This window comes from Fontimonas thermophila, from assembly GCF_900113085.1.
GTDB classification, from domain to species: domain Bacteria; phylum Pseudomonadota; class Gammaproteobacteria; order Nevskiales; family Nevskiaceae; genus Solimonas; species Solimonas thermophila.
Map to the genome: position 1 here is coordinate 143,124 of NZ_FOOC01000004.1, position 26,447 is coordinate 169,570.

Annotated in this window: 22 protein-coding genes and 1 pseudogene; 14 read left to right on the forward strand and 9 right to left on the reverse strand. The window is 64.3% G+C overall.

The annotated features are described in order from the left end of the window. The 5 genes and pseudogenes from BMZ48_RS13075 to BMZ48_RS05490 all read left to right on the forward strand — a co-directional run. Nucleotides 1-330: pseudogene (locus tag BMZ48_RS13075) on the forward strand (methyl-accepting chemotaxis protein); the annotation flags it as partial. 17 nt (nucleotides 331-347) lie between these two features. Beyond that, on the forward strand, nucleotides 348-1,208 hold the full coding sequence (locus BMZ48_RS05475) for a CheR family methyltransferase (RefSeq protein WP_091532723.1): 861 nt from the start codon (nucleotides 348-350) through the stop codon (nucleotides 1,206-1,208). Beyond that, a complete protein-coding gene (gene cheD, locus BMZ48_RS05480; protein WP_091532725.1) occupies nucleotides 1,205-1,828 on the forward strand; it encodes a chemoreceptor glutamine deamidase CheD in 624 nt (207 codons plus the stop codon). The genes BMZ48_RS05475 and cheD overlap by 4 nt, the downstream gene beginning before the upstream one ends. Next, nucleotides 1,825-2,946 carry a protein-glutamate methylesterase/protein-glutamine glutaminase gene (locus BMZ48_RS05485; RefSeq protein ID WP_091532728.1) on the forward strand — a complete coding sequence of 374 codons (1,122 nt, stop codon included), beginning with the start codon at nucleotides 1,825-1,827 and terminating at the stop codon, nucleotides 2,944-2,946. The genes cheD and BMZ48_RS05485 overlap by 4 nt, the downstream gene beginning before the upstream one ends. Before the next feature lie 41 nt (nucleotides 2,947-2,987). Next, the gene (locus tag BMZ48_RS05490; RefSeq protein ID WP_091532991.1) at nucleotides 2,988-4,121 is read left to right on the forward strand and encodes a methyl-accepting chemotaxis protein; all 1,134 of its coding nucleotides are present in this window, start codon (nucleotides 2,988-2,990) and stop codon (nucleotides 4,119-4,121) included. Nucleotides 4,122-4,137: 16 nt separating this feature from the next. Here the strand turns inward: BMZ48_RS05490 and BMZ48_RS05495 are convergent, their stop codons facing one another. From BMZ48_RS05495 to ilvB, 4 genes are all read right to left on the reverse strand, one after another. Then, a complete protein-coding gene (locus BMZ48_RS05495) occupies nucleotides 4,138-4,788 on the reverse strand; it encodes a TetR/AcrR family transcriptional regulator (RefSeq protein ID WP_091532730.1) in 651 nt (216 codons plus the stop codon). Between the two features lie 71 nt (nucleotides 4,789-4,859). After that, the gene (locus BMZ48_RS05500; protein WP_091532732.1) at nucleotides 4,860-5,633 is read right to left on the reverse strand and encodes an enoyl-CoA hydratase; all 774 of its coding nucleotides are present in this window, start codon (nucleotides 5,631-5,633) and stop codon (nucleotides 4,860-4,862) included. 105 nt (nucleotides 5,634-5,738) lie between these two features. Further along, nucleotides 5,739-7,739 carry an elongation factor G gene (fusA, locus tag BMZ48_RS05505; RefSeq protein ID WP_091532734.1) on the reverse strand — a complete coding sequence of 667 codons (2,001 nt, stop codon included), beginning with the start codon at nucleotides 7,737-7,739 and terminating at the stop codon, nucleotides 5,739-5,741. 60 nt (nucleotides 7,740-7,799) lie between these two features. Continuing rightward, nucleotides 7,800-9,632, reverse strand: coding sequence for a biosynthetic-type acetolactate synthase large subunit (ilvB, locus tag BMZ48_RS05510; protein ID WP_234981535.1), 1,833 nt, complete (start codon nucleotides 9,630-9,632; stop codon nucleotides 7,800-7,802). Between the two features lie 102 nt (nucleotides 9,633-9,734). Here ilvB and ilvN point away from each other — a divergent pair, with 102 nt between their 5' ends. The 7 genes from ilvN to BMZ48_RS05545 all read left to right on the forward strand — a co-directional run bounded on the left by ilvN (nucleotide 9,735) and on the right by BMZ48_RS05545 (nucleotide 16,489). Then, nucleotides 9,735-10,235, forward strand: coding sequence for an acetolactate synthase small subunit (ilvN, locus tag BMZ48_RS05515; RefSeq protein WP_091532736.1), 501 nt, complete (start codon nucleotides 9,735-9,737; stop codon nucleotides 10,233-10,235). 53 nt (nucleotides 10,236-10,288) lie between these two features. After that, complete coding sequence (gene ilvC / locus BMZ48_RS05520) at nucleotides 10,289-11,305, forward strand: ketol-acid reductoisomerase (protein ID WP_091532995.1); 1,017 nt, start codon at nucleotides 10,289-10,291, stop codon at nucleotides 11,303-11,305. A 106-nt stretch (nucleotides 11,306-11,411) separates the two neighbouring features. Continuing rightward, nucleotides 11,412-12,185 carry a CDP-diacylglycerol--serine O-phosphatidyltransferase gene (pssA, locus tag BMZ48_RS05525; RefSeq protein ID WP_091532738.1) on the forward strand — a complete coding sequence of 258 codons (774 nt, stop codon included), beginning with the start codon at nucleotides 11,412-11,414 and terminating at the stop codon, nucleotides 12,183-12,185. A gap of 267 nt (nucleotides 12,186-12,452) precedes the next feature. Further along, nucleotides 12,453-14,006, forward strand: a complete 1,554-nt coding sequence (locus BMZ48_RS05530; protein ID WP_091532740.1) for a 2-isopropylmalate synthase — start codon at nucleotides 12,453-12,455, stop codon at nucleotides 14,004-14,006. Nucleotides 14,007-14,064: 58 nt separating this feature from the next. Beyond that, on the forward strand, nucleotides 14,065-14,808 hold the full coding sequence (locus tag BMZ48_RS05535; protein WP_091532742.1) for a uracil-DNA glycosylase: 744 nt from the start codon (nucleotides 14,065-14,067) through the stop codon (nucleotides 14,806-14,808). Beyond that, nucleotides 14,805-15,269: a ribosomal protein S18-alanine N-acetyltransferase gene (gene rimI / locus BMZ48_RS05540; RefSeq protein WP_091532744.1), complete on the forward strand. Its 465-nt coding sequence runs from the start codon at nucleotides 14,805-14,807 to the stop codon at nucleotides 15,267-15,269. The genes BMZ48_RS05535 and rimI overlap by 4 nt, the downstream gene beginning before the upstream one ends. Continuing rightward, complete coding sequence (locus BMZ48_RS05545; protein ID WP_091532746.1) at nucleotides 15,266-16,489, forward strand: MFS transporter; 1,224 nt, start codon at nucleotides 15,266-15,268, stop codon at nucleotides 16,487-16,489. The genes rimI and BMZ48_RS05545 overlap by 4 nt, the downstream gene beginning before the upstream one ends. A gap of 12 nt (nucleotides 16,490-16,501) precedes the next feature. Here BMZ48_RS05545 and BMZ48_RS05550 read toward each other — a convergent pair whose 3' ends face one another. Next, nucleotides 16,502-17,104 carry a 1-acyl-sn-glycerol-3-phosphate acyltransferase gene (locus BMZ48_RS05550; protein ID WP_091532747.1) on the reverse strand — a complete coding sequence of 201 codons (603 nt, stop codon included), beginning with the start codon at nucleotides 17,102-17,104 and terminating at the stop codon, nucleotides 16,502-16,504. 32 nt (nucleotides 17,105-17,136) lie between these two features. Between BMZ48_RS05550 and BMZ48_RS05555 the strand changes: the two genes are divergently transcribed. Then, entirely contained in the window at nucleotides 17,137-17,928 is a 792-nt protein-coding gene (locus tag BMZ48_RS05555; protein ID WP_091532750.1) for a tryptophan 2,3-dioxygenase, read from the forward strand. Here the strand turns inward: BMZ48_RS05555 and BMZ48_RS05560 are convergent. The 3 genes from BMZ48_RS05560 to BMZ48_RS05570 are packed head-to-tail and all read right to left on the reverse strand — an operon-like array spanning nucleotide 17,923 to nucleotide 21,855. Beyond that, nucleotides 17,923-19,914 (reverse strand): transglutaminase TgpA family protein, encoded by a 1,992-nt coding sequence (locus BMZ48_RS05560; protein ID WP_091532752.1) that lies wholly within the window; start codon nucleotides 19,912-19,914, stop codon nucleotides 17,923-17,925. The two genes, BMZ48_RS05555 and BMZ48_RS05560, sit on opposite strands and share 6 nt — an antisense overlap. After that, nucleotides 19,911-20,912 (reverse strand): DUF58 domain-containing protein, encoded by a 1,002-nt coding sequence (locus BMZ48_RS05565; RefSeq protein WP_091532754.1) that lies wholly within the window; start codon nucleotides 20,910-20,912, stop codon nucleotides 19,911-19,913. The genes BMZ48_RS05560 and BMZ48_RS05565 overlap by 4 nt, the downstream gene beginning before the upstream one ends. Before the next feature lie 31 nt (nucleotides 20,913-20,943). Then, on the reverse strand, nucleotides 20,944-21,855 hold the full coding sequence (locus BMZ48_RS05570) for an AAA family ATPase (protein ID WP_091532756.1): 912 nt from the start codon (nucleotides 21,853-21,855) through the stop codon (nucleotides 20,944-20,946). A gap of 163 nt (nucleotides 21,856-22,018) precedes the next feature. On the opposite strand from BMZ48_RS05570, the gene BMZ48_RS05575 reads away from it, so the two are divergent. Continuing rightward, nucleotides 22,019-23,518, forward strand: coding sequence for a DUF3336 domain-containing protein (locus tag BMZ48_RS05575; RefSeq protein ID WP_234981536.1), 1,500 nt, complete (start codon nucleotides 22,019-22,021; stop codon nucleotides 23,516-23,518). Nucleotides 23,519-23,548: 30 nt separating this feature from the next. Here BMZ48_RS05575 and BMZ48_RS05580 read toward each other — a convergent pair whose 3' ends face one another. Next, nucleotides 23,549-26,350 (reverse strand): valine--tRNA ligase, encoded by a 2,802-nt coding sequence (locus tag BMZ48_RS05580; protein ID WP_091532997.1) that lies wholly within the window; start codon nucleotides 26,348-26,350, stop codon nucleotides 23,549-23,551. Nucleotides 26,351-26,447: the final 97 nt, after the last annotated feature.

The following is a 26,447-nucleotide window of genomic DNA, read 5'->3' on the forward strand; positions in this document are numbered from 1 at the left end:
CAGGGCATCGAGCAGGTGAACCAGGCGATCACGTCGATGGACGAGGTCACGCAGCAGAACGCGGCGCTGGTCGAAGAAGCCTCGGCGGCGGCACGCGCCCTCGAGGAGCAGGCTGCGGGGCTTGCAGCATCGGTGAGTATTTTCCGACTCGGCGGTGATGAACAGACGGCTGCCACAGCTGCCCCCACGGCCGTGGGATCCAGGCCCCCGCGCGATACGAGCAAGCCCTTGACCGTTGCCCAGGCCGCGACTGGCAAGCCTCGGTCTTCGGCCATTGCCCGCGCCACCAAGCGCAGTGCCGAGGCGGCGGAGCAGTGGACCGAGTTCTGAGCGCGGAGAGATCGCCGATGGGCGAGATGGTGATCGAACGCGAATTCGCCTATGACGAACGTGATTTCGAACGTGTCCGTGCGCTGATTCTGCAGCGTGCCGGGATCGCGCTCGCCGCGGGCAAGCGCGATCTCGTCTATAGCCGGCTGTCGCGGCGTTTGCGTGTGACTGGCCACCGCGCGTTCCGCGATTATCTCGATGCGCTGGAACGCACGCCCCAGAGTCCCGAGTGGGAGGCGTTCACCAACGCGCTGACGACGAATCTGACCGCGTTTTTTCGTGAAAGCCATCACTTCGATACCTTGCGTGAACATTTGCGCACGATGGCGCGCGGCCAACGCATCGCGCTGTGGTCGTGTGCAGCATCCACCGGCGAGGAGCCTTACACGATGGCGATGACCGCGATCGAGGCACTAGGGCCGGCGGCTTCGTCCGTCTCGATCCTGGCCACCGATATCGACACGCAGGTGCTCATGACCGCCGAGCGTGGCGTCTATCCACTCGAGCGGATCGCCAATCTCGCGCCCGAACGGGTAAAGCGCTTTTTCCTGCGTGGCATCGGTGTGCATGCCGGACAGTGTCGCGTACATGAATCACTTCGGCGCATGGTGACCTTTCGCCAGCTCAATCTGCTCGACCCGCGCTGGCCGCTGCGCGGACCGTTTGCAGCGATTTTCTGCCGCAATGTGATGATCTATTTCGACAAGCCGACACAGGTGCGGCTGATGCGGCGGCTGGTGCCCTTGCTCGCGCCGGGAGGCTTGCTGTTCACTGGCCATTCCGAGAGCCTGCTCCATGTCGAGGATCTCCTCGTTCCGATCGGGCGCACGACTTACCGCCGGCCTACGCAGGCGGTCGAGGCGGAACAGCCGATATGACCGCGGCCTTGCGTCACGCCTGGGATGCACGGGTAAGGCAGGGCATCGCCCCGCGCTATTTCGACCGGCAGCTCGGTTGTGAGGTCATCAAGGTGCTGCCGGGCGAGTACGAGGTCAGCGCCGCTGATGTCACGCTGTTGACGCTGCTCGGTTCCTGTGTCGCGGCCTGTATCCGCGACCCGCTCGCCGGCGTCGGTGGCATGAACCACTTCATGCTGCCGGACGACGAACGCGGCACCGGCGGCACCAACGCACGTTACGGTGCCTACGCGATGGAGGTGCTCATCAACGAGTTGCTAAAGCGTGGTGGGCAGCGGCATCGCCTCGAAGCCAAGGTGTTCGGCGGCGGCAATGTCATCCGCAGCATGACCGGCATCACCGTCGGCAACCGCAACGCCGAGTTCGTGCTCGATTACCTCGCGCGCGAAGGCATCGTCGTTGCGGCACACGATCTGGGTGGCGAGGATGCGCGCAAGGTTGCCTATCACGTCAAAAGCGGGCGCGTGCGTGTGCGCCATCTGCCCGTCGCAGCGACGGTGGCAGATCTCACTGCAGAGCAGGCCTATGGCCGCGACCTGCGGCGTGCGTCGCTGGCGGGCGAGGTGGAGATCTTCGAATGAATGCCAGACGCATCAAGGTGCTGATCGTCGATGATTCCGCGCTCGTGCGCAGCGTGCTGACCGAGATCCTGTCGGCCGATCCGGCTCTGGAAGTCGTGGGCGCCGCAGCAGATCCGCTGATCGCACGCGACAAGATCAAACAATTGCATCCGGACGTATTGACGCTGGACGTCGAGATGCCACGCATGGATGGTTTGACCTTCCTCGAAAACCTGATGCGGTTGCATCCGATGCCAGTGCTGATGGTGTCCTCGTTGACCGCTCACGGCGCAGACGTGACGCTGCAGGCTCTCGAACTCGGTGCCGTCGATTTCATCACCAAGCCGGCACTGGACGTGCGCGCCGGTCTGCAGGCCTACGCGGAATTGCTGCGCGACAAAGTCAAAGCAGTGGCCAATGCGCGTCCGCGGGGTTCTCTCGGACTGGCGGCTCCGCGGCCGCGCTCAGATGCTGGCGCCGCTACGGTGCGCCACTTCAACACGACCGAGAAAATCATCGCGATCGGCGCGTCCACCGGCGGCACCGAGGCGATCAAGGAGGTGCTGATGGCGATGCCGCCGGATGCACCGGCGATCGTGATCACGCAGCACATTCCAGCGATGTTCAGCGGCCCTTTTGCCGCGCGTATGGATCGTGCGTCGGCGATGTCGGTCTGCGAGGCACAGGATGGCCAGCAGATCGTGCCCGGCCATGTCTACATTGCGCCAGGGGATCGGCATCTGCGGGTGACCCGCAGCGGCGCGCGTTACGTCTGCCGGCTGTCGGATGCGCCGCCAGAAAACCGGCATCGTCCGAGTGTGGATGTGATGTTTCAGTCGGTGGCCGAGAACGTCGGTACCAATGCCGTCGCCGCTTTGCTGACCGGTATGGGGGAGGACGGCGCCCGTGGTTTGCTTACCCTGCGCCAACTGGGTGCGCATACCTGTGCACAGGATGAGGCCAGTAGCGTGGTCTGGGGCATGCCGGGCGCCGCCGTGCGCATGGGCGCAGCCGAGGTCGTGCTGCCGCTGCACCGCATCGCCGACCAACTCCTGGCCTGGGCCGGTCAACCGGCATCGCGCGCCAGTCAGCACGTCGGTGCTCAAGGGTCGGCGGCAATGGCCGATAAGCGGTTTTGACGAGGATCCGATCGAGGATCGTGGAGCAGATCATGCAAGGCATGCACTTCAGACCATGGGCCGTGCCCGTAGCGTTCACGGTACTGCATCTCGCCTCTCTGCCATTCGATGTCAGCCATGGCATGGTGTGGCTGAGCGGAGCCGCTGCCGTGGTGGCCTGGGCTGGACTGGCCGGCTGGCAGTTCCGGCTGCTGCGAACGATGGGCGATGCGCAGGCCCGCCTCGAGCAGGAGCAGGATCAGAACCAGCGCAAGCTCGGTGAGTGGCGCTGTGGCCTGGCCGCCGAGGTCGAAGGTGTCGAGCGCGAAATCCAGCGTGTGCGTAATCTCATCGCCGAGTCAGTGCGTCAGCTCGGTGCGGCCTTCGAAGAGATGACGCGTCAGTCCGAGGTCCAGCAGGCCGCGGTTTCCCGTATCCTCAGTCAGACCGGTAACGGCCACGGGATGGACGTGCGCCGGTTCACCGAAACGGCGGTCCAGTTGATGAACGGCCTCGTCGAATCGCTGGCACAGGTCAGCCGGCAGAGCGCGGAGAGCGTGCGCCAGATCGACGACATGGTCAAACAGCTCGATGCGATCTTCGAGCTGCTCGGCGACGTCAAGTCGATCGCCGATCAGACCAATCTGCTCGCGCTCAATGCCGCGATCGAGGCCGCGCGCGCAGGCGAGGCCGGACGCGGCTTTGCCGTCGTCGCCGAGGAAGTGCGCAACCTCTCCGAGCGCTCGACGAATTTCAACGAGCAGATTCGCAAGCTGGTTTCCAGTTCCAAGGAAGCCGTCGCCGCGGTGCGTGAAACGGTCGGTGAAATGGCCTCGCGCGATCTCAGCCTGAGTGTCGGCGCCCGCGACGAGGCGAACCGTCTGCTGGTTCAGGTCGAGACCATCAACAGCGGTCTTGCCACCGGCATCCGGGAAGTTTCTGCAGCGCGTGAGCGCATCGCCGATGCGGTGGGCCGTGCCGTGCGCTGCCTGCAGTTCGAGGACATCTCGACCCAGGCATTGGGTACGGCGCTGCGCCATGCCGAGCGCATCGAATCGATCAATGCCGAAGCTGCCGGCATTGCCGGATCAGCGCACGTCCCCGCACGGGACAAGCCACGGGAGAGCTGGCGCGCAGCCCCCCACAAACCGGTTGCGCAGGAGACGATGCAGCCGGGCGCCGTGGAGCTGTTCTGATCGGCCCGCAGGCGTTTTAGCGCGCGGCGCCGCCGAGCAGGCGTGACCCCAGGCGGATCAGCTTGGGTTTTTCGGTGAGCGCGGGCAGGCCTTCGAGGAACAGGCGTGTCACGAAGCGCGCGGTCTGTTCAATGTCGCGCTGCGGCTGCTGCGCGATCAGGCGCGCGAGTTCATAACCTGCGCCGAAGGAGATCGCGGTCAGCGCATCGACGTCGAGGTCCGGTACCAGCCCGCGCGTGATCGCATCCTGCAAGTCGTGCTTGAGCGAAGCCATGATCAGGCCGAAGAAATTGTCGTTGTAGAAGGACCGCACGACCGGTTCGTTGCGGAACATCAGCTCGAAGAAATCCGGGTCGGCACGCACTTCCTGTAACGCGGCCAGGTATGACTGGTAAAAGAACGAATCGATGTCGGTGGCGCGCTCGCGGGCGGCGTGGATGCGGTCCTGCAGCTTGGACAGGCGCACCTCGACGAGCGCACGAAACAGCGATGCCTTGTCGGGGAAGTAGTTATAGAACGTTCCGGCAGCAAGGCCGGAGAGGCGGATGACGTCGCGGATCGTCACCGCCTCGTAGCCGAGCTCGAGGAAGCAGCGCCGCGCGGCCTCGAGGATCGCCGTTCGGTTGGCGGCCTTGTTGCGTTCGCGTTTGCCGGTGGGGGTGGGCATCGACGACGGGGTGGATCGGGTATGCCGCGATGCTGCGTGTGGCCCGGGGCGGCGTCAAGCCGCGGCCATGGCTAGGCGAATTTGGAAAAGTCCGGTTTGCGCTTTTGCATGAATGCAGTCAGCGCTTCCCGCGCCTCCGGCCCGCCGAGCATCGGCATGAAGTGCTGGGCTTCGAACATGATCGCCTCGGCGACGCGCGGCGCATTCCAGCGTTTGAGCAGCATCTTGGTCGTGCGCAGCGCATTGGGGGGCTGCTGGGCGAGTTTCACTGCCTTGGCGCGCGCGTGTGCGTAAACCTGCGCATCCGGCAACACGGCGTTGATGAGCTTGCATTCGAGCGCGCGTGCAGCGCTGAACGGTTCGGCCAGCATCACCAGCTCGGCAGCATGGGCGTGGCCGATCATCTGTGGGAGCAGATAGCTGGACGCGAATTCCGGGCAGATGCCGATGTTCACGAACGGCATGTGGAAACGCGCGCTTTCGCCGGCATAGGCGAGATCGACATGAAACAGCAGCGTCGTGCCGACGCCGACTGCCGGACCATTGACCGCAGCCACGACCGGTTTGCGCGCCTCGGCGAGCGCGCGCATGAAGCGCAGCACCGGGGCATCCTCGCCGGCCGGCGGCATTTCGAGGAAATCCTGGATGTCGTTGCCGCTGCAGAAACAATCGTCGGTGCCGGTGAGCAGGATCGCGCGCACGGTGCTGTCCTGGTCGGCGTTGCGCAGGGCATCGGCCATCGCCGTGTACATGGCCTGGTTCAGCGCATTCTTTTTCTCGGGCCGGTTGAGGCGGATGGTCATCACGCCATCGGCGACGTCGCAGAGGATGTGTTGCGTGCTCATGGAAGGGCTCGGTGACGATTGGGATCGGGCGATTCTAGCCGGATCGCGGCCGCTGGCTTGCGTCGTTCGGCGTAGGTTCAAGCCCGGATGGCATCGGTTTTGTGTTCATTCCGGCTCGTCTTTGCGCCGCTGCGCGTAGCGCTGCATCAGTTCTTGCTGCAGTCTGGGCGGCGCTTGTTCATAGTGGCTGAAGCTCATCGTGTAGCTGCCGGCGCCGGCGGTCTGGGATTTGATCCGGTGCAACAGGCCGGAGAGTTCAGCAAGGGGCGCCTGGGCCTCGATCCGCATGCGTTGTCCGGGAAGTGCCTGCTGCTGCACGATGCGGCCGCGCATCGCGGCGATTTCGCCGGTGATGCCACCGACGCTCGTAGCCGGACCTTCGATGGCGAGATTCATCACCGGTTCGAGGACGATGGCGCCGGCCCGGCCGATGGCGTCGAGGAAAGCCTTGCGCCCGGCGATCTGGAAGGCGATGTCCTTGCCATCCACCGGATGGGTCTTGCCGTCGTACACGGTCACGCGGACGTCCTGCAGCGGGAAGCCGGCGATCGCGCCGGTGTCGAGTACCTGACGGACGCCTTTCTCCACCGACGGGATGAATTGCCCCGGAATCGCGCCACCGGTGACGGCATCGATGAATTCGAAGCCGGCGCCACGCGCCAGCGGCTCGATGCGCAGATACACCTCACCGAACTGACCGGCGCCACCGCTTTGTTTCTTGTGCCGGTGATGCCCCTCGGCGGCCCGTGTAATCGTCTCGCGGAACGGTACGCTGGGCGGATGCGTGCGAACACGCACGTTGAACGTCGCGGTGAGCCGCTCCAGTGCGATGCGCAGATGCAGCTCGCCGTGTCCGTAGAGCACGGTTTCGTTGAGGGTCGCTTGCTGCCTGATCTGCAGACTCGGATCTTCGGCGACGAGCTTGTGCAGGGCCTCGGCCAGTTTCTGCTCGTCACCAGGGCGCTCGGGTGCGAGCGCAAGCCCCAGCATCGGAGGAGGCAGCGGCGGTTCGCGCAGGTGGTGATGATCCTCGTCGTGGGAGTCGTGGATCACGGCGTCATAGTGCAGTTCGTCGACCTTGCTGATCGCGCACAGATCGCCAGGCAGCGCGGTATGTTTCTCACTCAAGGTCGTCCCCTGGACGTCATGCAGATGCGCGAGCTTGAAAGTCTTGCGTGCGTCGCCGACGTACAGATGCTGGCCGGTACGCAGCCGTCCTTGGTGCAGGCGCACCAGTGCCACGCGGCCGGCGTAGGGATCGATGCCGATCTTGAAGACGTGGGCGAGCACGTGGCGCTGCGGATCGGGGATCACGCTGACCGGTTCGACGTCGTCGCCCTCACCTTTGACGAATGGGGGAGGGTTGCCTTCGCAGGGATTGGGTAGCAGGCGCACGATCAGATCCATCAGCTCGGGGATGCCGGCACCGGTGACCGCGCTGGTGAAACAGACCGGGATCAGGTGGCCTTCGCGCAAGGCGCGTTCGAATGCATCGTGCAACTGCTCGGGGGCGACCGGCTCGTCTGCCGCCAGATAGCGTTCGAGCAGGACTTCATCGACCTCGATGACCTGCTCGATGATGGCGCGATGTGCCGTCTCGATGCTGCCAAAGTCGGTCGGCGGGCCGCTGCGGGCAAAGAAACAGTCCTGCACGCGCGTGCCGCCATCGGCCGGCAGATTGATGGGCAGGCATTCGGCGCCAAAATTCTCGCGTAGCTGGTCGAGCAGGGCGGGCAGATCGCCGCCGCCGTCGAGATGACTGACGACGACGACGCGGCACAGGCCGCGGTTTTGCGCCGCTTCCATCAACCGGCGTGTGGCCAGCTCGATACCGGAGCGCGCATGGACGAGCACCAGTGCGGACTCGACCGCTGGCAGTACCGCCAGCGTGCGGCCGATGAGTTCCGGATCGCCCGGTGTATCGAGAAAATGCAGGCGATGGCCGGCCTGCTCGCAGTGCCAGAGCTGGGCATCCAGCGTATGACCGCCGTTGGGGTCAACCGCCGCACCGGCATGCGCGAGCAGGGCCTTGATCAGACGGGTCTTGCCACTGCCGGTGTGGCCGAGCAGCGCTAGGTTGCGGATCTGCTGAGTCGCGTAGGCCATGGACCGTCTCCGGGGAGAGGTCCATGCACCTTATCAGTTATTGCGGGGTTGCTGCGGGATTTAGAACATCTCCGTCGATTTGACGTCGATTTTTTGTGGTTGCACCGCGTTGCGCGAGGGAATCCACTCGCCGGTGATCATCTGGTCGTAAGACATCCCGGGGCCGACCATCGGATAGACCGAGGCCATCGGATCGATGATCACCTCGAGGAAGGCCGGGCCCTTGAATTCGATGAATTCCCGGATCACCCGCGCAAGATCCTCGCGCTTGTCGACCCGGCGCGCGAACTGATAGCCGTCGGCCTCGGCGGCCTTGACGAAGTCCTTACGGTGCAGGCTCTTGTCGGAGCCGGCATAGCGGCTGTCGAAGAACAGGCGCTGCCACTGTTTGACCATGCCGTCACCGAAGTTGTTGAGCACGACGATCTTCACCGGCAGGTTGTAGGTGGTCACCGTCTCCAGCTCGCCGAGGTTCATGCGGATCGAGGCGTCGCCATCGATGTCGATGACGATCTTATCCGGGTGCGCGAACTGGGCGCCGATCGCCGCCGGCAGACCGAAGCCCATCGTGCCCATCGATCCGGAAGTGAGCCACAGGCGCGGATGCTTGAAGTCGAAATATTGCGCGGCCCACATCTGGTGTTGGCCAACGCCCGTGGCAACGATGGCCTCACCCTGGGTCCACTTGTTGATTTCCTCGATCACCGCGTGCGGCTGGATCAGCGTGCCGCCGCGTTCGTAGTTCATCGCGTACGTTTTCTTGAGCTGGGCGATGTGCGCATGCCATTCGGCGTAATCGGGCTTGAATCCCTGCGCCAGCGCGTATTCCTGCAGCGCGCAGAGCGCCGGCGCCAGTTCGCCGACGTGGTGCCAGTGCACGCGCTTGACCTTGTTGATCTCCGACGGGTCGATGTCCAGGTGCGCGATCCATTTGGCGCTGCGTGCAAACTTGGCCGGCACGCCGGCGACACGGTCGTCGAAGCGCGCGCCGACGGCGATCAGAAAATCGCAGTCGTCGGTGGCGTAGTTGGCGTAGGCCGTGCCGTGCATGCCGAGCATCTTCAGACACAAGGGATCGGTGGTGTCATAGCAGCCGATGCCCATCAATGTCGTCGTCACCGGAATCCCGAACGTCCGCGAAAACTCACGCAGTGCCGCCGAGGCATTGCCGTGGATGACGCCGCCGCCGGCATAGATCAGTGGCCGTCGGGCCTGGCGCAGCATGTCGTAGAAACGCGCTGCCGCATCGGTGCCGATGCGGTTGTTCTGCACGGCTTTCAGACGCGCACGGTAGCCGGGGATGGACAGCACGCCCTCACCGACGAACGGGCCGGTCCAGTTCTGCACATCCTTGGGGATGTCGATGACGACCGGGCCGGGGCGGCCGGTGCGGGCAATCTCGAAGGCCGTGCGCACGGTCGCCTCGAGTTTTCGCGGGTCGGTGACCAGGAACACGTGCTTGGCCGCGGCACCCATGATCGAGCTGATCGGCGCTTCCTGAAAGGCATCCGTGCCGACGGCGGAGGTCGGAACCTGGCCGCAGATCACCACCATCGGGATGGAATCAGCCATGCAATCGCGCACTGGTGTGACCGTGTTGGTCGCACCGGGGCCGCTCGTCACCAGACAGACACCGACCTTGCCGGAGGCCCGTGCATAGCCGGCGGCCATGAAGCCTGCGGCCTGCTCGTTGGCCGGCACGATCAGCGGCATTTTCTCGTGGTGTTCGGCGTTGAAACGAAAGATCGCGTCGTAGGTGGGCAGGATGGCGCCGCCGGAATACCCGAAGACGACATCGACACCCTCGTCGGCCAGAATCTGGACGACGATCTCCGCCCCGCTCATGGTTTTGCCGGCGAGGGGATGACGGGTGGCGGAAGCAGCGGCGTTCATCGGGACGAGGACTCCGGACGTGCGATCGAAAAGACCGTGATGTTAGCTTGATTTTGCAGTGCGGCAAAGCTATGTTGCGCGCCCCTGTCGCCATTCCGCCGCATGCGTCACATCATTTCCATCCTGCTGCAGAACGAAGCCGGCGCGCTGGCCCGGGTGGCCGGAATGTTCTCGTCGCGCGGGTATAACATCGATTCGCTGTCGGTGGCGCCGACCCATGATCCCACCGTTTCGCGCCTGACGCTGGTGACCAATGGCTCGGATGCGGTCATCGACCAGATCATCAAGCAGGCACGCAAGCTCGTCGATGTCGTCGAGATCATGGACCTGTCCGGCACCGATCATTTCGAGTGCGAGCTCTTGATTCTCAAGGTCGAGGTCGATGCCCAGAGCGCGCGCAATGTCATCGAATGCGTGCGCAAACACCGTGCCGCGATTCTCGATGAATCCGAGAACACGCGCATGATCCAGCTCGCCGGCACCGGCCCCGAGATCGATGCCTTTGTGGCCGAGATCAGCCGCATGGCCAAGGTCCTCGAACTGGTACGCTCGGGCGTTGCCGCGATGGAGCGGGGCCATCACATCCTCGCCGTGCCAGCCTGATTGCCAAGTGGCCGCAAGGCCTGTTGAACCCAATCCGCGGAGCGAAAATGTCAATCACCATCTATTACGACAAGGACGCCGACCTGTCGATCATTCAGTCCAAGAAGGTCGCGATCGTCGGCTACGGCTCGCAGGGCCATGCTCACGCCCTGAACCTCAAGGACAGCGGCGTCGATGTCACCGTGGCGCTGCGGCCGGGTTCGGTCGGTATCGCCAAGGCCGAGGCTGCCGGGCTCAAGGTCAAGAGCGTCAAGGATGCCGTCGCCGCCGCCGATGTGGTGATGGTGCTCACGCCCGACGAATTCCAGGCCGAGCTGTATAAAAACGATCTGGAGCCGAACCTGAAAAAAGGTGCGGCCCTGGCGTTCGCGCACGGCTTTGCGATCCACTACAACCAGATCGTGCCGCGCGCCGACCTCGACGTGATCATGATCGCGCCCAAGGCGCCCGGACACACGGTGCGCAGCGAATATGTCAAGGGCGGTGGTATTCCCGATCTCATCGCCGTATTCCAGAACGCGAGCGGCAAGGCCAAGGAGATCGCGCTGTCGTATGCGTCGGCCATCGGCGGCGGCCGATCCGGCATCATCGAGACGACGTTCAAGGATGAATGCGAAACCGATCTGTTCGGCGAACAGGCCGTGCTCTGCGGCGGAGCGGTCGAGCTGGTCAAGGCGGGTTTCGAAACGCTCGTCGAGGCCGGTTATGCGCCCGAGATGGCCTATTTCGAGTGCCTGCACGAGCTCAAGCTGATCGTCGATCTGATGTACGAGGGCGGCATCGCGACGATGAACTACTCGATCTCCAACAACGCCGAATATGGCGAGTACGTGACCGGACCGAAGATCATCAACGCCGAATCGCGCAAGGCGATGAAGCAGGCGCTGCTCGACATCCAGACCGGCAAGTACGCCAAGGATTTCATCGCCGAAGGCAAGCTCGGCTATCCGGTGATGACGGCGATGCGCCGCCTCAACGCCGCGCATCCGATCGAGCAGGTCGGCGCCAGGCTGCGTGCGATGATGCCGTGGATCGCAAAGAACAAGCTCGTCGACAAGAGCCGGAACTAATCGGTCCGATCGAGGTGAGCCCGCTTGCTTTTCGGGTGGCGGGCCGGGCCCGTCGCGGATCCGCCACTGCTTGCAACTTCACGCCTGCAACTTTAAAACTGTCGGCATGCAGGATCCGCCTGTCAGCTCCGTTGTAAAGCCCCGCCGCAAGGGTATCTATCTACTCCCCAATCTGTTTACGACGGGAACCTTGTTCGGTGGCTTTTACGCCATCGTCGCGGCGATGGGTGGGCATTTCGAGGCGGCGGCCGCCGGCATTCTCGCCGCGATGGTCGCCGACGGCCTCGATGGCCGCATCGCCCGGCTGACCCATACGCAGAGCGATTTCGGCAAGGAATACGACTCGCTCTGCGACATGGTCGCTTTTGGCGTCGCCTCGGCAATCGTCGTCTATGCGTTCAGCCTGCATCATTTCTCCGAATACCGGTGGCTCGGCGGCAAACTCGGCTGGGCGATGGCCTTTCTGTTCGCCGCCTGTGCGGCGCTGCGCCTGGCCCGCTTCAACGTGCTGACGGCGATCGCCGGCAGCAACAAGGATTTCTTCGGTCTGCCGAGTCCATCGGCTGCCGCAACGGTGGCCTTCTTCGTCTGGGCCGCGTATAGCTGGGGGCTGGATGGCAAAGCCGTGCTGATCCCGGCATCGATTCTGACCGTCGGCTGTGCGCTGTTGATGGTCAGCAACATCCGCTACAACAGCTTCAAGCAGTTCAAGCTGTCGCGCCGCAGACCGTTCATTTACATGGTGCTGTTCATCAGCCTGTTCGCCCTGATCCTGATCAACCCACCCAACGTTCTGTTCTTCGGTTTTCTTGGCTATACGCTGTCAGGGCCGACGATCATGCTCTGGCGCCGGTACCGGCGGATACCGGAAGCGGCGTAGGCGGCATTGGCAGTCGTCAGCACCATCGTCTATAGTTGACGCCATGCGCGTATCCATTGGCCAGCTTTTTGTCCCTGCGGCGGATGTCTTCCGCCCGCTGGCGCTCGCGCTTCTTTCTGGTCTGCTCCTTCTGCCGTAAGGCAGAATCCCACGAGCGCGCCGTGCACGGGGCCGAATACCGTGCAAGCCCCCAACCCCGATCTCTCCTGACCCAGGAGCCTCACCTGCCGATCCCGAGCGGGTGATGCTCCCGATCCGAGCAACGCCATGAAAGACACTTTGATCATTTTCGACACCACCTTGCGCGACGGCGAGCAGAGCCCCGGCGCGTCGATGACGCAGGACGAGAAAGTGCGTATCGCCAAGGCGCTGGAGCGCATGAAGGTCGATGTCATCGAGGCCGGCTTTGCGGCGGCGAGCAACGGTGACTTTGCCGCGGTGCGCGCCGTGGCACAGTGCATCACCGAGAGCGTCGTCTGCTCGCTGGCGCGCGCCAACGCTGCGGACATCACCAAGGCGGCGGAGGCCATCGCGCCGGCACCGCGCAAGCGCATCCACACCTTCATCGCGACCAGCCCCATCCACATGGAGAAGAAGCTGCGCATGCACCCCGATCAGGTCGTGCAGGCAGCCGTGGGTGCGGTCAAGCTCGCCCGCACGTTCACCGATGACGTCGAGTTTTCCTGCGAGGACGCCGGACGTTCGGAGCCGGACTTCCTGTGCCGCATCATCGAAGCGGCGATCGACGCCGGTGCACGCACGATCAATATCCCCGACACCGTCGGGTACACCTTGCCGCACATGTTCGGTGAGCTGATCCGTTCGCTGATCGAGCGCATTCCCAACGCGCACAAGGCTGTGTTTTCGGTGCACTGCCACAACGACCTGGGGCTGGCGGTCGCCAATTCGCTGGCGGCCGCGCTCAACGGTGCGCGCCAGATCGAGTGCACAATCAACGGTCTGGGCGAGCGCGCCGGCAATGCCGCACTCGAAGAAATCGTCATGGCGATCCGCACGCGCGCAGACGTCTTCCCTTTTGATACGCGCATCGACACGACACAAATCGTGCCGACCTCGCGACTGGTATCCGGCATCACCGGTTTTCCGGTGCAGCCGAACAAGGCCATCGTCGGCGCCAATGCGTTTGCCCATGAATCGGGCATCCATCAGGACGGCGTGCTCAAGCACCGCCAGACCTACGAGATCATGCGCGCCGAAGACGTCGGCTGGAGCGCGAACCGGCTGGTGCTGGGCAAACACTCCGGGCGGGCTGCATTCCGCGCGCGCCTGGAGGAACTGGGCTATACGTTCAAGTCCGACGCCGAACTGGCCGAGGCGTTTGCACGCTTCAAGGATCTGGCGGACAAAAAGCACGAGATCTTCGACGAGGATCTGCAGGCGCTGGTCAGTGAAACCCAGCACGCCCAGGCACACGAGCGGGTGCAGCTACTGGAACTGGAGGCGATGAGCAAGACCGGCGTGCGGCCGGTCGCGCGCGTGGCGCTGTTGGTCGACGGCCAGCGGTGTGAGGCGCAGGCTCAGGGTGACGGTCCGGTCGATGCCGTGTTCGCTGCAATCGAAAATATCGTGAAGACTGGTGCCAAGCTCCTGCTGTTCTCGGTAAACAACATCACCACCGGGACCGATGCGCAAGGTGAGGTGACCGTGCGCCTGGCCAGGGAAGGGCGTACCGTCAACGGACAAGGTGCCGATACCGACATCGTCATCGCCTCGGCCAAGGCCTATGTCAACGCCGTGAACCGGCTCAGCGCCGCATCGGTGTTGCGCGCGCATCCGCAGTTCGAGAGCGCCGGACCTTAAAAAGCATGCAGCGGGCTGCATCTGCCGACGGGGTGGCAGTCGGCCCTACAATGGGCGTATGGAACCGGTCCGGCGCAAGCGGTATCTCAAGGCCCTGGGGCTCGACACCTGGCGTCTGCGTGCAGAGTCCCCGTCGCCGGCCGTGGCGGAGCGGGGCGAAGCCGCGGCCGTCACTGCGGCGGCGCATGTACGGGCAGTGATGGCGTCCGCCGCGCCGGCGCCGGTCGTACGCGAGGTGCCGGCCGATTGGGCCGGCCTGCGCGCCATGGTCAGGGACTGTCAGGCCTGCAAGCTGTGCGCGACGCGCACGCAGACGGTATTCGGCGTCGGTCCCGAGAATGCGCCGCTGATGATTGTCGGTGAGGGTCCCGGCGCGGACGAGGATGCACAGGGGGAGCCTTTCGTCGGCCGCGCCGGCAAGTTGCTCGACGAGATGCTCAGGAGCATCGGGCGTTCACGTCACGAGAACGTGTTCATCGCCAATGTCGTCAAATGCCGGCCGCCCGGCAACCGCGATCCGGAAGCCGATGAAGTCGAGGCCTGCCGCCCCTATCTCGACCGCCAGATCGAGCTGGTCAAGCCCCGATTGATCGTCGCGCTCGGGCGTGTCGCCGCACAACGTCTGCTCGGCACCGATTTACCGCTGTCCCGTTTGCGCGGGCCGATGTATCGCTACGGTCCGCAGCAGACACCGGTGTTCGTGACCTACCATCCGGCCTATCTGCTGCGCAGTCCGCGGGAGAAGGCCAAGAGCTGGGAGGATCTCAAGCAGATCCACCGCTATATGGCGACCGTGTCATGAGCGCACAGCCCCACGCGTTGTGGCGCCTGCAGCCGATGCAGCCCGCGCATCTTGGCGAAGTGTTGCGCATCGAGCGGGAATCCTATGCGTTTCCGTGGACGGAAGGCATATTCCGCGACTGCCTGCACGTCGGATACAGCGCCTGGGTCGTCGTCGATCCCACCGGTGCCGTGCTCGCGTATGCGCTGATGAGCATGGCCGCCGGCGAGGCACACATTCTCAATATCTGCGTTGCGCCGCAACAGCGGCGGCGTGGGCTCGCGCAGTTCCTGCTGCGCCATCTGATCATGGTCGCGCGGGCATCGGGTGTCACGCTGCTGTTGCTCGAAGTCCGCAAATCCAATGCCGCGGCGCAAAAGCTCTACGCGCGTTTCGGATTTAACCAGCTCGGTGAGCGGCGGGCTTACTATCCGGCGCACGATGGGCGCGAGGATGCCCTGGTGCTGGGGCTGGATCTGTGACCCGCGCGCAACTGTCCTGGGCGCTGTACGACTGGGGCAACTCGGCCTTCGCCACGACCGTGCTCGCGGGTTTTTTCCCGATCTTCTTCAACCAGTACTGGGCAGCCGGCGTACCGCCGCAGACCCAGACCTTGTACCAGGGATTGACGGCAACGACCGCGAGTCTCGTCGTCATGCTGCTTTCGCCGTGGCTGGGGGCGATCGCGGACCGGCACGGAGCCAAGAAACGCTTTCTGGCGGTGCTCACGCTGATGGGGGTGGTTTCGACCGCGGCCCTGTATCTGGTCGGCAAAGGTCAGTGGGGGTGGGCGATCGCGCTGTCGATCGCCGCGCGGATCGGCTTCTTCGGCGGTATTTCCTTGTACGACGCACTGCTCGTCAGCGTCGCGCATCCGCGCGAAATGGATCGGGTGTCCGCGCTCGGTTATGGTCTCGGCTATCTCGGTGGCGGCTTGTTGTTCGCCATCAATGTCGCGATGGCGCTCAAGCCGCAGTGGTTTGGTCTGGCCGATGCAGCACTGGCCACGCGTGTAGCCTTCGTCAGCGTGGCGATCTGGTGGCTCGTCTTTGCCCTGCCGTTGTTCCGTTACGTTCCCGAAACGCCCCCGCGCGGCGGTGCCAGCGGCTGGCTCGAGCTGTTCGCGACCCTGCGCGCGCTGCGTGGTCTGCGCCCGGTCTGGATGTTCCTGCTTGCGTACTGGCTCTACATCGACGGCGTCGACACGATCATCGTGATGGCCGTCGATTTCGGCATGAAACTCGGGTTTGCGTCCGATCATCTCATCGGCGCATTGCTGCTCGTGCAGTTCATCGGGTTCCCGGCGGCGCTGGTGTTCGGCCGACTCGGCGAGCGTTGGGGTACACGGCGCGCCATCTTCGTCGCGCTTGCCGTCTATACGGCCGTCACCATCGGTGCCTACCATCTGCAGACCCTGACGCAGTTCTATCTGATGGCGGCAGCGATCGGCTGCGTGCAGGGCGGTGTGCAGTCGTTGTCGCGTTCTTATTACGCACGGCTGATTCCATCCGAGAGGGCAGGAGAATTCTTTGGGTTCTACAACATGATCGGTAAATTCGCCGCCGTGCTCGGCCCCACCGTCGTCGGCATCACCGCCCAGCTCAGTGGCAGTGCGCGTGATGCGATTCTGTCGCTGCTCGTGTTTTTCATCGCCGGTGCAGTCCTGCTGGCGCGCGTGCGCGATCCACTGCGGGGTGTGTGAGCGGCGTTCGCGCTACAGGTTTTCGACCGCGAACAGCTGTGGGTGCTTCGCCCGTATGCTGCGGTAGAACTCGAACACGGGCTTCATGTCCTGCGCCCAGTTGCCGCTGGGCATGAACACCGGTCCGGTGCCGATCAGCTTACGGCCGTAGTCGATGTAAGCGACGACGATCGGCACCTGCGCCATCGTGGCCATGTGGTAGAACCCGCGTTTCCACTCCTTCCGGCGTGCACGTGTGCCCTCGGGAGCCAGGGCGATGATCAGTTGCGTGCGTTCGGCGAAGGCGGATGCCGTCTGGCGCACGATGCCGCCGGGCGCGCTGCGGTCCACAGGTAGCCCCCCGAGCCAGCGAAACAACGGTCCGAGAGCGGTCTTGAACAGGGTGTGCTTGGCATACCAGTGCAGCGCGATCTGCAGCTTGAGGACGGCCGCCATGCCGAACACGAAATCCCAGTTTGATGTGTGTGGCGCGGCGATCAGGACCATTTTCGGGACGTCGGGCAGGCGCACGTCGAGGCGCCAGCCCGTGACGGCGAGCACGATACGGCCGATCCAGTGGAATACGAGGTGCCGGCGGCGCGGCACGGCAGCGCCGATTGCGATCTGGTCCCGCATAATCCAAATGTTCCCCTAACGTCTGGGCCGCCATGTCGAACAAGCCGCTCACCTACAGTTCTTATCTGCGGATCGATGAACTGCTGGGCTTGCAATCCCCACGCTCCGACGGCCCGGAGCACGACGAGATGTTGTTCATCATTATCCACCAGATCTACGAGCTGTGGTTCAAGCAGATACTGCACGAACTTGGCGCGTTGACGCGCTCATTCGATGCTGACGACACCGGTGCGGCTCTGGCGACGTTCAAACGCCTGCTCACGATTCTCAAAACGCTGGTCGCACAAGTCGATGTGCTGGAAACGATGACACCGCTGTCTTTCAATGCCTTTCGCGCGCGACTTGAGGCTGCGAGCGGTTTTCAGTCGGCGCAATTCCGCGCCTTGGAATTCCGGCTCGGTCATAAACGGCGTGCCGTGCTCGACGGTTATCCGCAGGCTTCCGCCGGGCGTGCGTTGCTCGAGCAGGCCTGGTCCGCGCCGACGCTTTACGATCACTTCCTGCACTACCTGGCTAGACATGGATGGCCGATTCCGCGCGCCATCCTCATGCGTGACGTGACCGAGGCGTATGCCGGTTCGCCGGAGGTGCAGACCTTGCTCGTCGAACTCTACCGCCGTGACGGTCTCGAGATGCAAATTTGCGAGCGGTTCGTGGATCTCGACGAGGGTTTGCAGGAATGGCGTTACCGGCACGTAAAGATGGTCGAGCGCACGATCGGTGCCAAACCGGGCACTGGAGGATCCAGCGGTGTCGACTATCTGCGCGGGACGCTGTTTCGATCGTTGTTCCCCGACCTGTGGATGATCCGCGCGCAGCTATGAACGTATCCACGAACGCCGCCGGGCCGAGCGCGGTTTGAACGCCCGCACCGCGTCGACCAGGGCGTTTTGTCCGGCGGGGTCGGGATCGTCTAGGTAGCGCATGCGCACGTAGAGCTGCGTAATGTGGTGAATGGCCTGCGCCCATTCCGGATGGACGGCGGCTACGCGTGCGGCATAGTCGCGGGGGCCTTCTCCGGGGCGTTGCGGCAGACCGGCGCGGGCGAGCCGGCGTGTCAGCCGCTGCCATTCGCGCAAGGCGGCATCGCGCACCGGTTCTGGTGCGAACTGGCGCAGTGTCAGCACGCCCATGAAGGCGAGGATCGAGGTGCCGAGTACGGTGAGCGCGAGGATCGTATCGCGCAGGTCATCGAGTCCCAGACGTTCGAGAAAACGCTGCTGCAGTTCCGGTCCGTAAGAGAGCACGAGCGCGTTCCAGCGTCCGTTGAGCCATTCCCAGCGGGCTTCCAGATAAAAGCGCAGGCGCGTGCGGGCGGCGAGGTGACCGGGCAGACCTTCCGCTGCATCGAGCGCAGCTTCGATGCTCTGCTCGATGCGCTGTGGCGATACCGCGGCCGTCGGATCGACGCGCACCCAGCCGCGGTTCTCGATCCACACTTCCGCCCACGCGTGGGCGTCGGACTGACGCACGACGTAGTAATCGCCGAAGACATTGTGCTGGCCGCCCTGATAGCCGGTGACGACCCGCGCCGGAATGCCGGCGGCGCGCATCAGGAAACTGAAAGCCCCGGCGTAGTGCTCGCAAAATCCACGGCGGGTATCGAACAGGAATTCATCGACGCTGTGCCGTCCCAGTGGCGGCGGCCGCAAGGTATAGACGAAGGGTTGTTCGTGAAACATGCGCAGTACAGCGGTGACCAGCGCCTCATCGTCGGTGTAATGCGTGCGCAGCGTGGCGGCGAGTGTGCGCGTGCGGGGATTGAAGTCGGGCGGCAGGCGCAGGTAGCGCTTGCGGGCATGCTCGTCCAGCTCCGGCGCCAGGCGGTATTGCATGTACGAGGTCAGCTCGTAGCGGCGGCGCTCGGTCACGGGTTTGCGTGCGAGTAGCTGGCCCTCGCGGCCGATGAACGCATCGTCGGGCAGGGATCGCGCCGCCGGCATGTCCAACGCGAACAGCCAGCGGCCGCGCTGCGACTCCAGCATGATCGCATAGGACACCGGTTCACCGAGCAGTTCGAGCCGCGATGAGAGACCTGATGCGAAGGTCGGAACGCTGTCCCGCCAGGCGCGGCCGTCGAAGTGATCGAAAACCGGTCCGCGCCAGTAGCGCGCCGACGGCGGCGGAACCGGGCCGTGGAATTCGACGCGGAAGGCGACCTCATCGGATTCGATCAGGCGCGAGATGTCGCCGGGCGCCATCTGGTCGGGCAGGCCACTACGCGCCGCGGCGCTGTCCTCGGGCAATCCCCACAGAGGTCCGGGAATGCGCGGGAACAGGACGAACAGCAGCACCATCAGCGGCAGTGCCTGCAGCACCATGATTCCGCCTTTGCGCAGGGTGATGCGCGGTGACAGCGCGCCGCGATGCTGGCATTCGATGAGGACGGCGGTGACCGCAAGGACGCACACGAACAGATAGGCCACCGTCCACATTTCCTGCGAGAACAGGAAGTGGGTGAGCAGCATGAAGTACATCAGGAAGATCAGCACCATCACGTCGCGGCGGCCTTTGAACTCCAGCAGCTTGAGGGCCGTCATCACACACAGCAGCGTCGTTCCGGCGTTCTGGCCGCCGAGACGGCCATCGAAGTGGACGAGGACGCCGACGAACGCGAGCAGCGCGAGGGCGATCTTGACCATCGTGCCCGGCATGCGCCACTGCCGGTATGCGGTGAGACCACGCCAGACGATCAATCCCGCGATCAGTGCCGACACCCACGGCGGCAGGTGTCCGACATGCGGCGCCAGCGTCAGTGTCAGCACGGCGAGCAAGCGTAGCAGGGTGGCCAGCGGCAGGTACTCGTTCACGGCTGTGCGTCTTCGTAGAGCGCCAGTGCGCGCAGACACTCGATGCGGTGCGCATCGCCGCGGCCGGGAGCGATCACCCGGCCGGGGAGGCGCAGGCCGTAACTGCGCTGTGCGGCCTCGGCGTCGAGAACCCAGCGCGTCAGTTGTGACAGACGTGCCTCCGTGTCGAGCCAGGGCAATGCCACCCAGTCCAGCCACAGCTCCTGCTCCAGGGTTTCGGCGAACTGTTTGACCACCGGATGCGTCAGTTTGGGGAAGCTTTTCCAGTGGATGGAACGTGGTGCATCACCGCGGCGGTAGCTGCGCAGGCCGGCGAATTCGTCCTGCCCGCTGCGTTCGCCGCTGGCCAGCCCATTCGTGCCCACGGTCGCGGGAGGCACGATCCCGCCGGGTGCTGGGCGCGGAAACACCAGGCAGCGCATGTCCAGTTCCGCCCAGGTCCAGGCGTGGAACAACCCCAGCGGATATTCGGTGGAGACGCTGAACACGCCTGCCGGCAGCCAGCCGCGATGCTGTGTCGGCAGCGACAGGACCAGCGTGATCGAGCCCCGTGCCGGCACATCGGCGGTAATCGCTTGCTTCTCGGCCTTGGGCCAGCTCAGGGCCAGCGCATAGCGCGGGTGTGCGGACGGGTTGTCGATGCGCACTTCGAAATGCGCGATGTCGCCGGCGAAGACCGGCGCACAAGAGCCGGCACGCAACTGGATGTTGACGAGATTCGCATGCGTGTGATGCATACACACCAACCCCAGGCCCGCGAGCAGGAAGGTCAGCAGAAAAGCCATGCTGTTCGAGTAGTTCATCGCGCCCAGCAGCATGGCCAGCAGCATCAGCGCGAAGGCATAGCCGAAGCGGGTTGGCAGAATGTAGACGCGTCCACGCGCCACGGTGATCGGTCCTGACTGACGGCGGACACGGGCCATCACCCAGGCATCGATGCGGTTCTGGACGAAGTGCAGCGGCTTGAGCAGAACCGTGGTGATCAGCCATACGCGCATCGTCGGGGCCGTCCGTTCGAAAGCGGCGCGGTCACGGAACCGCGACCTGCGCAAGGATTTCCTCGGCGGTCGGGGTGCTGCCGGCGCGCTCGGGGGCGGCGACGAGACGGTGACCGACCACGGCGGCGAAGACGGCCTGCACGTCTTCCGGAATCACGCCGCTGCGCCCGTCGATCAGCGCCCAGGCCTGCGCGGCGCGGCGCAACGCAAGCCCGGCACGCGGCGATAGCCCCTGACGCAGTCCGGGCAGTTCGCGGGTGTGCTGGATTAGCGCGAGCAGGTAATCGATCAACGCCGGCGAAGTGCGTACTTGTTTCACGCTTTGCTGCAGGGTGATCAGCTCGGCGGCAGTCATCGCTGGTGCGATTTCCTGCAGCAGATCCCGGCGCTCGCGTTCCTGCAGCAGCGCGCGTTCGGCCTGCGGGTCGGGGTATCCCAGGGCGATGCGCATCAAAAAGCGGTCGAGTTGCGATTCCGGTAGCGGGAATGTGCCGATCTGCTGCGCCGGGTTCTGGGTCGCGATCACGAAGAACGGCTCCGGCAGTTTGCGTGTGGCGCCCTCGACCGTGACCTGACGTTCCTCCATGGCCTCGAGCAGAGCCGATTGTGTCTTCGGACTCGCGCGATTGACCTCATCGGCGAGGATGAGCTGCGCAAAAATCGGCCCCGGATGGAAGCGAAAGCCGCCCTCGCGCGATTCGTAGACGGATACCCCGAGGATATCGGCCGGCAGCAGATCGGAGGTGAACTGGATGCGCTGGAACTCGAGGCCGAGCACGCGACCGAGCGCCAGCGCCATCGTCGTCTTGCCGACGCCGGGAATGTCCTCGATCAACAAATGCCCGCGCGCGAGCAGACAGGCCATCGCCAGACGCAACTGGGTGTGTTTGCCGAGGATGATCGTGTCCAGTTTGTGCAGCGCCTGCTGTAGCGGCGAGCCCATGTCATGCTCCGACGTCGGTAAACCCGGGCAGTGTATTGAATGAGCAGACGAACGGCAGCGAATGCCGCGATCGGTGCAATGGGAAAATATTACTGCCGGGTTGCCAGCCCACCCCTGGCGTTCCACCATACGCCGTGTCCCAACAACGATCGATGAGGCTGTGGTGGACCGTAAAAAGCGGAATCTGCTCAACGCGATGCGTTTCGCCACGGATTATGCGTCCTGGCGCGAGGCGGCCGAGGCCTTGGACCGGATCGAAGGTCGCGACGACTGGCGTGCGGACGATACGTCCGACGACTACGACTGGCGACTGATCCGCGCGCGCTTGCGCCAGGTGCGGCAATACCGCGAGGAGGGGCAGATCGCCAAGCTGGTGCATCACCTGCGGCAAGGCTTGCACTGGAATCTCGGCAACATCGGCAATCCGCGGCTGTACGAATACGCACGCGTCGGCACCAAGCATCTGATCCACGACTACGTCAACGAGATCGCATCGGCACTGGAGTTTCTCGTCGACCTGCAATCCCCCGAGTTTCCGGAGGCGGACAAGCCAAAGTTCTTTCGGGAGCTGGCGCAAAGCTATGGCCGCTCGGCGCTGATGTTGTCGGGCGGCGCGACGCTGGGTTTGTTCCACGTCGGTGTCGTCAAGGCGCTTTATCGTGAAGGACTGGTGCCGCCGATCATGTCCGGATCGAGCGCCGGTTCGGTGGTTTGTGCGACGGTCGGCACGCGCGCGCCCGACGAAGTCGAAGAACTGCTCGATCCCGAGGCGGCGTATTACCACTTCTGGCGCATCCTGCCGTGGCGCGAGATGCTGCGCAACCGCTCGGTGATGGATCAGAACCAGCTGCGCAAGGCCATCGCCGCGAACGTGCGCGATCTGACTTTCGAGCAGGCGTATCAACGTTCCGGGCGGGTCATCAACATCACCGTCTCACCGGCAGGCGTGAACCAGCCGCCGCGTCTGTTGAACTACCTGACTTTCCCTTATCTGTATCTGCACGAGGCAGTGCTCGCATCCTGTGCGGTGCCGATTCTGTTCCCGCCGGTGATGCTGATGACCCAGGACGAGCGTGGCCAGCGTGTGCCCTACATGCCGCTGCTGCGCTGGAACGATGGTTCGCTGAAGTCGGATCTACCGATCCTGCGCATGCGCCGGCTCCACAACGTCAACCATTTCATCGTCAGTCAGACCAACCCGCACGTATTACCGTTCATTTCGCGGCGCGAGCCAGGCAAAGGGGGCGTGCTCGACTCCACCCGTCACTATGCGCTGTCGAGCGTGCTTCATCAGTCCAAGGGCATCGTCGACTGGGTGCGGCACAATCTCCCGGACGGTGGACTGCGCCGCACCCTCGATGCGGCGTCGTCGATTCTCGATCAGGAATACCGCGGCAACATCAACATCCTTCCGGAAGTGAGCCTGTGGCGTTACGCCAACGTCACCGCCAATCCGTCGATGGAATCGGTCAAGCGCTTCATGCTCGAAGGCGAGCGCGCGACCTGGCCGCGCATCGAGATGATCCGCAACCAGACCCTGATCAGCCAGACGCTCAACGACTGCGTCGAGCGCATCGAGCGGGGAGCGGCCGCACGTCCGGTCGCGCCCCGCGGGAGTCAGGCCAAGCCCGACCTGCGTATCGTGCGTGCGCGCACGCCGTAAGCCCGGCCGATCAGCGCCGATCGCGGCGATTTACAGCGCCGCGATGCGCGCGTGCTGGGCGCGCAGCGCGTCGAGATCCTGACGCTGCTTGGCGGCCAGTTCACGGGTTTGCTGCTGCACGTGTTCCGGCGCCTTGGCGAAGTTGGGATTCTCCACGCGCGCCGTGGTCTTGGCGAGCTCGCTTTCAAGCTTGGCGATCTGCTTGGACAGGCGTGCCAGTTCCGCTTGCTTGTCGATCAGGCCCGCCATCGGCACGAGCAGGCGCATGGTGCCGACCAGCGCGGTAGCCGATTGTGGTGCGGCCTCACCCGCGGCGAGCACACGCGGGGCCTCGACGCGCGCCAGAAACTGGATGCTCGGCAACAGCCGCGCCACGCGTTCGCGATCGCTGGCGTCGGCGTCCTGCAGCAGCAATGGCAGCGTTTTGCCGGGGGCGATATCCATCTCGCCGCGGATCTGGCGCACGGCGAGGATGAAGCGCTTGAGCCAGTCGATATCGGCTTCGGCGGCCTCGTCGATCCGGTCCGGCTCGGGTTGCGGATACGGCTGCAGCATGATGCTGGGCCCGGCCTTGCCGGCGAGCGGTGCGACCCGCTGCCAGATTTCCTCGGTGATGAACGGCATCAGCGGATGCAGCAGGCGCAGCGTCGTTTCGAGCACGCGCACCAGGGTGCGGCGTGTGCCGCGCTGCGCTGCTGCGCTGCCGTGCTGCAGCGCCGGTTTGCTCAGTTCCAGATACCAATCGCAGAACTCGTTCCAGACGAACTGGTACAGGGTTTGCGCGAGCAGGTCGAAGCGGTAGGTCTTGAAGTGTTCGGCCACTTCGGCTTCGACCTTCTGCAGACGCGAGACGATCCAGCGATCGGCCACCGACAGCTCGCAGGGCAGCGCGGCGTCCCGACCGCAATCCTGGCCTTCGGTGTTCATCAGTACGAAGCGCGCCGCATTCCAGATCTTGTTGCAGAAATTGCGGTAGCCGGCGGCACGCGATGCATCGAAGCGGATGTCGCGGCCGGTGGACGCGAGCGCGAGGAAGGTAAAGCGCAGCGCATCCACGCCTACCGGCTCGATGCCGTTCGGGAACTGCCGGCGCGTGGCCTGTTCGATTTTGGCCGCCATTTGCGGCTGCATCAGGCCGGTGGTGCGCTTGGCGACGAGATCTTCGAGGCCGATGCCGTCGACCAAATCCAGCGGGTCGAGGATGTTGCCCTTGGACTTGGACATCTTGTTGCCCTCGGCGTCGCGCACCAGGCCGGTGATATAGACCTCGCGGAACGGCACCTCGCCCATGAAGTGCAGACCCATCATCGCCATGCGGGCGACCCAGAAGAAGATGATGTCGAAGCCGGTGACCAGCACGCTGGTGGGGTACCAGCGTTTCAGGTCTTCGGTCTGCTCGGGCCAACCCAGGGTCGAGAATGGCCAGAGCGCCGATGAGAACCAGGTATCGAAGGTGTCCTCGTCCTGGCGCAGCGGCGTATCGGGTCTGAGCTGACCTGCGTATTTGGGATTGGTGCGGACCTCGGCCTCGCTGCGACCGACGTACACGTTCCCGGCTTCGTCGTACCACGCCGGGATGCGGTGGCCCCACCACAGGTTGCGCGAGATGCACCAGTCCTGGATGTTGTCCAGCCACTGGCGATAGGTGTTGATCCAGTTCTCCGGCACGAAGCGCATGCGGCCGCTGTGCGCGGCATCGAGCGCCTGCTTGGCCAGGCCTTTCATGTTCACGAACCACTGATCGGTCAGATAGGGTTCGATGACGACGCCGGTGCGGTCGCCGCGTGGAACCTTGAGCGTGTGCTCCTCGATTTTCTCGACCAGCCCGAGCCGGGTCATATCCTCGACTACGCGCGTGCGGGCATCGAAGCGGTCGAGGCCGCGATAGGCCGGCGGGGCGGCATCGTTGATGTGTGCCGTCGGCGTGAACACGTTGATCAGCGGCAGGCCGTGGCGCGCTGCGACCGCATAGTCGTTGAAATCGTGTGCGGGCGTGATCTTGACCACGCCGGTGCCAAACTCGCGATCGACGTAGTCATCGCCGATGATCGGGATCTCGCGATCACACAGCGGCAGCCGCACGGCCTTGCCGATCAGGTGACGGTAACGCGCATCTTCCGGATGGACGGCGACGGCCGTGTCGCCGAGCATCGTTTCCGGACGGGTGGTCGCTACCGTCAGGTGTCCGGATCCGTCTGCGAGCGGATACCGGAAATACCAGAGCTTGCCTTTTTCCTCGCGGCTTTCGACTTCCAGATCCGAGATCGCGGTCAGCAGCACCGGATCCCAGTTGACCAGGCGTTTGCCGCGATAGATCAGGCCTTGTTCATACAGCCGCACGAACTCCTCGGTGACGGCGCGGCTGAGCTGCTCGTCCATCGTGAAACGCTCGCGCGTCCAGTCGACGGAATTGCCCATGCGCCGCATCTGCATGGTGATCGTATTGCCGGAGTATTCCTTCCATTCCCAGACTTTTTCCAGGAATTTTTCGCGGCCGAGGTCGGTGCGCTTGATCCCCTGCGCGGCGAGCTGGCGCTCGACGACCATCTGGGTGGCGATGCCGGCGTGGTCGGTGCCGGGCAGCCACAGCGTATCGAATCCCCGCATGCGGTGATAGCGCGTCAGCGCGTCCATCACGGCGTGCTGGAAGGCATGCCCCATGTGCAGCGTGCCCGTGACGTTGGGGGGCGGAATCATGATGCAGTAGGGCGTCAGGCTGGCGCGATCGACGCCGCGCAGCTTGGCGACCGTCTCTGGCGTGTAGTAGCCGTTTTTTTCCCAGACTTCGCACCAGTGAGCTTCGATACGCTTGGGGTCGAACGTCTTGTCCATCGTCATCGTGGGGTCGGGGCCGGCAGACGGCCCATGCAAAAGCGCCGGGGTGTCGGCCGATGAATCGAGGCGGAATTGTAACGGAGCGGCCGGACGC